The following is an 8,031-nucleotide window of genomic DNA, read 5'->3' as shown; positions in this document are numbered from 1 at the left end:
ACCGCCGATATCGTCGCCATCAATACGGCCGCTCTTGCCGGGTTGTCGGAAGCCAACGTGGCAGCCTTGTCTTCCGACCAGGCCGCCGCCTTGACGACCGCACAAGTGGGGACCTTGAAGACCTCGCAGATCCACGCGCTCACCTCGACCCAGGTCGGTGCGCTGAGCACCTCCCAGGTCGGTACGCTCAGTGCAGCGCAGCTTGGTGCTCTGACAACTGACAATGTCGCCGGCCTCTCGACCACGCAGATCGGAGCGCTGACTTCGAAGGCTGTGACCGGCCTTTCGACCGCTCAGGTCGGTGCTCTGAGTTCTGCCCAGGCTGGCGCTTTGACCACGGCTCAGACCGCGGCTCTAAACTCAAGTCAGATCGGCGCCTTGTCGACGGCTGATATTGCCGCATTCTCCACCGCGGATGTTGCGGCTATCAGCACGACGGCTGTCACCGGTCTCTCCACGGCAGACATAGGCAGCTTCTCGAGTGATCAAGTGCAAGCGGTCACGTCGAGCCAGATAGCCGCGATGAACACCGATCAGGTGGCCGCCATTATCGCGGCTTATCACGCGAGCTAACATCTGTCGGAGCCACCCAATACGGGCTTCAAATATAAGGAACTCTTCACGGCGCCCAAAAGGCGCCGTGATCTTTTGTACGGAGTAGCGCGTCGACCGTGAACAATGACAGAGGCTAGACGGCACGGGCTTTCGCTGCGCTGTGCAGCCCGATGAGCAGCAGCGACAAAAGCTGCCTGAGAACCGGTTGATGAGGGGAGAGACGTTGTCGCCGGCGGTAGCCAGGACGGCGTTGATGGCATCGCCATGCTCACCGGCGAGGTGGCTGCGTCCCATGCGATGCCCCGCCTTGATGTGGCCGGAGCGGTTCGATGCCGGAGTGGCGCCGCAGTCCAGCGACCAGCGATCGTTGGCGGCAAGCTATCATCCCATGGAGGAACAGCCCCGCGGTCCGTCATCAGGCGCGGCAGGGTAGGCGCAGCAGCTTAATCGTCGCTGTGATGGAGCCGTACTTTCCTGACAAAAAACCAGACGAGGATCACCACGAAAGGCACTGCTGCGGCGATACCGACCGTGGACACGGGCTGGGAAAACGAATGATCCAACCCCTTCGCCAGATAGCTTGCCAGTCCGATGATGTAATAGGAGATGGCAGCCACCGAGAGGCTTTCGACGGTCTGCTGCAGACGAAGCTGGAGCTTGGCACGCTTGTCCATCGAGGCCAGAAGCGCGGTATTCTGCCTGGCGAGCCCGACATCGACCCAGCTTCTCAAGAGCTCGGTAGTTCTCGACAGCTTCAGCGACAGATACTGCTGTCGCTCTTCGACAGATTTGCAGGTTCGCATGGCAGGTGCGAGCCGTCGCTCCAGGAAGGTGCCAAGCGTTTCGCCTCCGATGGGTTCCTCGTTCAGTGAGGCAATACGCTCTCCGACAATGGAATCGTACGCCTTGCTCGCGCCAAACCGATAGAGGGATTGCGCGGCATTCGCCTCCAGCTCTGCGGAAAGACGGGTAATCTCGCCAAGCGTATCGTCTGCCTCCTTCCAGGCCTGGTCCCGCATCCTCTGAGTGACCGATCTCAGGCCTTCCTCGATTCTCCGTATCTCTGGCGATAGGGCCTGAGCGAGCGGAAGTGCCAGCATGGCAAGGGTGCGATACGTTTCGATGTCCAGGAGACACTGAACGAGCGCGCCGCGCCCCAGATCGGTCAATCCCTTGTCGACGATCAATATCCGTGTCAGCCCGTCACCATCCTGCCGGAAGTCGGTGGCGGCTTCGGCAGCACCGTCGCGAACACGGCTACGACAGAGGCTGGCCGGCTCGAAGGTTGTGATGGCCTTTTTCACCTCCGCACCATCGGGCCAGATCTCCAGTCGGATGCCGGAAATGAACTTGCCTGGTGGCCGGAAGCTGCCGCCGAAGGGATGAAGTGGCATGGGCTCGCCGAATTCCGGCATGGCCGGGCCATCCCAGAACCAGGTGGAGAATTCCGTATGCCTCTCCCAACGCAGGGTTCCGCGGCCCCACGGGATCGCGCAATGCCGGGTTTCCCGGTCGGGTACGGGAACACCCTGCGCGCGCGCCAACTCTTCGATCAGTTCGTTGTGCGGCACCTGCCCGACATCCATCAGGAAGGCGAGCTGCAAGATGATGCGCGGGTACGACACCGCCACGAAGGGGCGTGCGTGCACCTCGCCCAATGCAACTGCGCGGTGTTCCGCCGGCGGAAAGCTCAGCCGTGCTGCTGCAGTTGCGTCCTCGGCAGGATCTTGAACCTTGTGCAACCTACCGCCGGCCTCCGATCTCGTCGATATGATAGAGCAGATCGGCGGGGTCCTCGTAGACCCGCATGGCACCGGCGTCCCGCAACTCCTCGCGACCATATCCGCCGCTCAAAAGACCGACACCCAGTGCCCTGCACCGGGTGGCTGCCAGCATGTCCCACACGCTGTCGCCGATCACGATGGAATTTTCAATCGGCACGCCCAAAGCGTCCGCAGCCGCAATGAATAGGTCGGGATCGGGCTTGGCGTATTTGACCTGATCGCGGGTGATGATGGGAAACGATTTAGGATCGACGCCCAGCGCCTCGATATTGACCGCCGCGGTTTCCATACGGCCGCTCGTGGCAATGGCGAAGGGAATGTTTGCATCCGACAGCCAGCCTAGAAGCTCGCTTGCCCCGGGCAGGGGACGTATCTGTGCACCGAGCCGGCGATAGGCCCTGGCATGTTCTTCGCGCAGTCGGTCACTCTTCTCCCCGGTGATGTCGATTCCGGTTTCACGAAGGAGCTGGTTGGTGAATAGGCCACCGCTCATACCGATCTTCCGGTGGATGCGCCAGATCGACAGATCGATGGCCTCTGAGTCGAGCGCTTCCTTCCAGGCAAGAACGTGCTGATAGACGCTATCGACAAGCGTGCCGTCGAGATCGAAAAGAAATGCATGGTCGATGCGCATCGAAACTCTCCATCGTGAGATCATAATTGATGCCGGGCAGGTGAAGCAACTGCGCCAGGGCGCAAATTTTCAGGACTGCCTTCGTCGGAAGGGTGTCTGATCCCCAGACCGAAGGAAATAGTCTTCCTGCGAAGCTTGTCGAGCAGCAGGTAGATGACGGGGGTCGTGTATAAGGTCAGCAACTGGCTGACTATCAACCCACCGACGATGGCGTAGCCGAGCGGCTGGCGCAGCTCGGAACCGGCTCCATGTCCTATGGCCAGTGGAAGACCGCCGAGAAGGGCCGACATCGTCGTCATCAGGATAGGGCGGAAGCGCATCTGGGCCGCCTTGACGATGGCATCCTCGCTGTTCAGGCCTTCGTCGCGCTTTACCTGGATCGCGAAATCGACAAGCATGATGCCGTTCTTCTTGACGATGCCGATGAGCAGGATAATGCCGATCATCGCCACGAGGCCGAAGTCGAACCCCGCCAACCGCAAGGCCAGCAAGGCGCCGAGAGCTGCCGAGGGCAGGGTGGAGAGGATTGTCAGGGGGTGAATGAGGCTTTCGTAGAGAACGCCGAGAATGATATAGACCACCACCAGCGACGCCAGAATCAACAACGGCACCGTACCGAGCGAATCCTTGAAGGCCTTGGCGCTCCCGGAGAAACTCGCCTGCAGCGAAATCGGCGGATGCATGTCCGCGACTGCGTTCTCGATCGCCCGTGTCGCTTCCCCGAGCGCCGCGTTTGGCGCCAGATTGAAGGAGATGGTGACGGCTGGCGATTGGCCCTGGTGCGAGATCGAAACCGGCGACACGCCGTCCGTCGTCCATTTTGCAACGACCGAAAGCGGCACCAGAGTGCCGTTGCTTGCCCGGACCGAAAGACGGTCAAGCGTTGCAATGTCGCGCTGGAGATTTGGCAGGACCTCCAGGACAACCCGGAACGCATCCGTCTGGGTCGCGTAGGAGGCGACTTGCCGCTGACCGAAGGCATCGTAAAGCGTCTCATCGATCGTGGACGGAAGGACGCCGTAGAGCGTTGCGGCGGCACGGTCTATCTTGATCGACAGGCTGGGAGCTTCGGCTTGCTGATCGCTGCCGACATCGCGCAGCGCCGGAATCGCCTGAAGGCGGTTCGTCACCTTCGCTGCCCAGTCGCTCAGCTCCTGGATATTGCCGTCCTGCAACGTATACTGATATTGCGTCTTTGCCGGACGCGCGCCGATATTGATATCCTGAGCGGATTGCATGAAGAGCTTGATGCCTTGCTGAGCGGCCAATGCCGTGCCCAATCGGTCGATGACTTGCTTGGCACTTGCGTCCCGATCTTTCAGCGGTTTCAACGTGATGTTGACGTGACCCTGATTGAGGGCGTTGCCGCCATTGCCGCCGCCGATATCCATGAACACGCTATAGACGGCCGGGTCCTTCATGATGATCGCGCTGACACGTTCCTGCAGCTTTGCCATTTCGGTGAAAGAGATATCGGGCGAAGCCTGTGACAGGCCGGCGATGAAGCCGGTATCCTGCTCCGGAAAGAACCCTTTCGGAGCGACAACGAAAAGGTAGGCCGTCATCGCGGTTGTCCCTAGAAAGACGGCGAGCGTCAGGAACTTATGGCGGATGACCGGCTTCAGGCTGCAGATGTAAAACGCGGTGAGACGGTCGAAGAAGGCTTCCCCAATTCGGTAAAAACGTCCGCGCTGATGTTCTCCGACCGGACGGATCAGCTTCGATGCCAGCATCGGTGTGAGGGTTAGGGAGACGATCGCGGAAATCACGATCGCGACCGTCAAGGTGACTGCGAACTCGCGGAACAGCCGGCCGACGATACCGCCCATCAGAAGTATAGGGATCAACACGGCGATCAGCGAGAGGCTGATTGAGACGATCGTGAAACCGATCTCGCGAGCACCCGTCCGTGCCGCCTCGAATGGCTCGACGCCAGCCTCGATGTGCCGCGTTACGTTTTCGAGCATGACGATCGCGTCATCCACGACAAAGCCGACGGCGACTACGAGCGCCATCAGCGAGAGATTGTCCAGGCTGAAGCCGAGGGCCCACATTGGTGCAAGGGAGCCGGCAAGCGCAATCGGTAATGTAAGCACCGGAATGAGCGTCGCGCGCAGGGTTCGCAGGAACAGGAAGATCACGACGACGACGAGGCCGATCGCCAGCATCAGCGTGAATTGGACATCATCGACCGATGCTCTGATCGTGGTTGTGTGGTCCGTCACCAGTGCAAGCTTGATGGATTTCGGCAGAGACGCCTGAAGTGCGGGTAGCTGCTCTTTCACGGCATTGACGACGGCAATGACATTCGCGCCAGGCTGGCGGAAAACATCGAGCGCGATGCCGCGCTCGCCATTCGTCCAATGCGCCATCTTGTTGTCTTCGGCGCCATCGATTGCCTGACCGATGTCGCGAATGCGAACAGGCCCGCCGTTGCGATAAGCGATGACCGCATCATTCCATTCCGCGCTGCTGTTGATCTGATCGTTGGTATCGATCGGGAAGGTTCGCGTTGGATCGTCGATATTGCCCTTGGGTGCGCTAAGGCTCAGATTGCCGATCGCGGTTCGAACGTCCTCCAGGGTGACATCCGCCTGAGCCAGCCGGCCCGGATCGACGGCGATGCGGATTGCCGGCTTTTGCCTGCCGCCGATGTTTACGAAGGCGACTCCGGAAACCTGGCCGATCTTCGATGCGACGTTGCGTTCGATATATTCGTCGAGTTCCGGAAGGGTAAGGGTATTCGAACTGGCCGAGAGTTGCATGACCGGAGCGTCGGCGGGATTTGCCTTATGTACCGTCGGCAACGACGTCATGTCCTTCGGCAGTTGGCCGGCTGCTTCGCTGATGGCGGTCTGAACGTCGCTCGCCGCTGTCTGGATATCCTCATCGAGGCCGAACTGCACCGTGATCGACGTCGTCCCCAGCGAACTGTTCGACGTCAATTCGGTAATGCCGCTGACATGCGACAGAGCATCCTCGATCGGCTGCGCGACGCTCGCCGCCATCGTCTCCGGTGACGCGCCGGGAAGGTTCGCGGCAATCTGTATGGTCGGGAAGTCGATCTGCGGCAAAGCCGAAACCGGCATGAATGGATAGCAGATCGCGCCGAGCAGGAAGATGCCGCTCATGATCAGACCGGTCGCCACCGGATGGGTGATGAAGAAATCGAAGAACCCATTGGTTCTTGCCGGGCGGATATCTTGCTCGCCGCTCATGGCGCTGCCTTCTCGGCGAGCTCACCCGTCGGCGATCCGGACCAGGGTGTGACCGAAACCTTGACGCCATCGCCGATCCGCGACTGACCGTCCATGACGACCTCATCACCATCCTGTATGCCGTCGGTGACGAGCGCCCGTGCGGCTGTGACGAAAGCCGTTTTGACCGCTCTCCTTTCGACGTTGTCATCCGGCCCGACGACGTAGGCGTAGAGACCGTCACGGCCTCGAGCGAGCGCCTTGTCCGGAACGACGACGCCGGTCCGTATTTCCACTGTCAGCGTCGTCGCAACCGGGAGGCCGGGCCAGAGAATACCAGCCTTGTTGTCGAAGATTGCCTTGAGGTGGATGGAGCCATTTGAAGCGTCGACGGCATTGTCCAGGGTGGTCAGCTTACCCTTGGCAAGGGTGCGGCTGCCGTCAGTGCTTGTCAGCGTAACCTCGGCGATACCCTGAACAAGCGCGTCCCTGATTTCACCAAACTTGTCACCCGGTGCTACGAAGGAGACGGCGATAGGATCCATCTGCGTGATTGTCACGATCCCGTTGGTCGAACTCGCGCTGACAACACTTCCGACATCGACCTGCTTGAACCCGGTGCGCCCGGCGAGGGGCGCGGTGACCGTTGCAAATCCGAGTTGGGTCTCCGCGCTCTCGATAATAGCGTCGTCGTACCGCACCGCAGCCGCATATTGCTCGCTGGACGCCGTCTTCTGTTCGAGCGTCGAGGCGGAGGCGATGCCTTTTTCGGCGAGTGCCGCATAACGCTGCGCGTCTGTCCGCGCGCTGTTCAACTGCGCTTCGTCTTGAGCCTTTTTTGCCTTGGCGGAGGCCAGCGCCGAGACGAGCTCGCGGTCGTCCAATTTAAGAAGGACCGCCCCCTTCTCCACCATCTGCCCCTCGGCAAAGGGCATGTCGACGACTTGGCCGTCGATACGCGGACGAACGGTGACGGACTGAAGAGGCGCGACGGTGCCTATGCCGTTGATGACCCGGTCGATCGTCTCTGTTCGCGCCTTTATGGCGGTCACTGGAACTGCAGGAGTGTCTGCTGCCGACAGCGGATTGGGATGGGCAGCGACAATGCCGATCAGTGCAGCGCTGCAGGCGCGCTTGCCGGATGTGGCAAGCAGTTGAACCAAGGGATTGAGCATGCCTGCCACTCCGTGAAAGCCGCTTGATCGCGCTTGCGCAAGATGTTCATTCAATGACCGATCGCGGCCTCACTGCCGGCAAGCGCTTCCATTGCTGCGTCATAGCTTCATTCGCCGCAGGGCGTTTTCCAGTGGTCCGCGATGCGGAGGCGGACCAGGTGGCGGACGAAGTACGTCGGTCCTGCCATCCTGATAGACGATATAACTGGCATGCAGGAAGCCGTGATCGAAGCGGCCCTGTACACTGACGGTCTCGCCAATGCCGACGAGCTTGCCGTCGTCACCGGCGGGCCCCGTTTCGATCAATGCGCGACCGCTGTCGTCCTGAACGATGAATTTGTTGCCGTAGATCTCGGCGACCTTGCCTTTGACGGTCACTATGCTCGAAGCATCATTCAGGCTCGATATGGACACGGGAGTCAAAGGCGCCAACTCGACATTTGGGCGGGCAAACTTCATTGCCGCCGCACCCCCTGCCGCTCCAATGGCGAGGATTGCGACAGCGGCGATGCCAAAGGCAGCAAGGTGCGTGGCAGGTCGGCGCCTCGGCCTTTTGCCCCCGCCTTGCTCCGGCGATATTGAGGGAGTGTCGTTTTCGTCGGACATGGTGTCGTCTCCAATTCGTTTGACTGGAAGACAATAAGCTGCACCTGCGCAATCCACGCTGAATGTCGCGGTTCAGTTTC

The 8,031-nt window shown here is 60.5% G+C and carries 5 protein-coding genes and 2 pseudogenes; 1 reads left to right on the top strand and 6 read right to left on the bottom strand.

From position 1 onward, the window contains the following. A pseudogene (locus tag Q4Q11_RS16845) lies at positions 1 to 573 on the top strand (beta strand repeat-containing protein); the annotation flags it as partial. A 115-nt stretch (positions 574 to 688) separates the two neighbouring features. Here Q4Q11_RS16845 and Q4Q11_RS16840 read toward each other — a convergent pair. The 6 genes and pseudogenes from Q4Q11_RS16840 to Q4Q11_RS16815 form a co-directional block, all read right to left on the bottom strand. Beyond that, a pseudogene (locus Q4Q11_RS16840) lies at positions 689 to 904 on the bottom strand (IS5/IS1182 family transposase); the annotation flags it as partial. A gap of 94 nt (positions 905 to 998) precedes the next feature. Then, complete coding sequence (locus Q4Q11_RS16835) at positions 999 to 2,297, bottom strand: DUF3422 domain-containing protein (RefSeq protein ID WP_498570199.1); 1,299 nt, start codon at positions 2,295 to 2,297, stop codon at positions 999 to 1,001. A 1-nt stretch (position 2,298) separates the two neighbouring features. Continuing rightward, positions 2,299 to 2,973, bottom strand: coding sequence for an HAD family hydrolase (locus tag Q4Q11_RS16830; protein WP_112512467.1), 675 nt, complete (start codon positions 2,971 to 2,973; stop codon positions 2,299 to 2,301). 20 nt (positions 2,974 to 2,993) lie between these two features. Further along, on the bottom strand, positions 2,994 to 6,191 hold the full coding sequence (locus Q4Q11_RS16825) for an efflux RND transporter permease subunit (RefSeq protein ID WP_498570198.1): 3,198 nt from the start codon (positions 6,189 to 6,191) through the stop codon (positions 2,994 to 2,996). After that, positions 6,188 to 7,345 carry an efflux RND transporter periplasmic adaptor subunit gene (locus Q4Q11_RS16820; RefSeq protein WP_498570197.1) on the bottom strand — a complete coding sequence of 386 codons (1,158 nt, stop codon included), beginning with the start codon at positions 7,343 to 7,345 and terminating at the stop codon, positions 6,188 to 6,190. Before Q4Q11_RS16820 ends, Q4Q11_RS16825 begins: the two co-directional genes overlap by 4 nt. A 99-nt stretch (positions 7,346 to 7,444) precedes the next feature. Further along, the gene (locus Q4Q11_RS16815) at positions 7,445 to 7,951 is read right to left on the bottom strand and encodes a hypothetical protein (protein ID WP_498570196.1); all 507 of its coding nucleotides are present in this window, start codon (positions 7,949 to 7,951) and stop codon (positions 7,445 to 7,447) included. Positions 7,952 to 8,031 lie beyond the last annotated feature (80 nt).

It is taken from the genome of Rhizobium sp. UFLA01-1127 (assembly GCF_059803845.1).
Note: the sequence above shows the minus strand (reverse complement) of the source record. Positions and strands in the feature narration are given on the sequence as shown.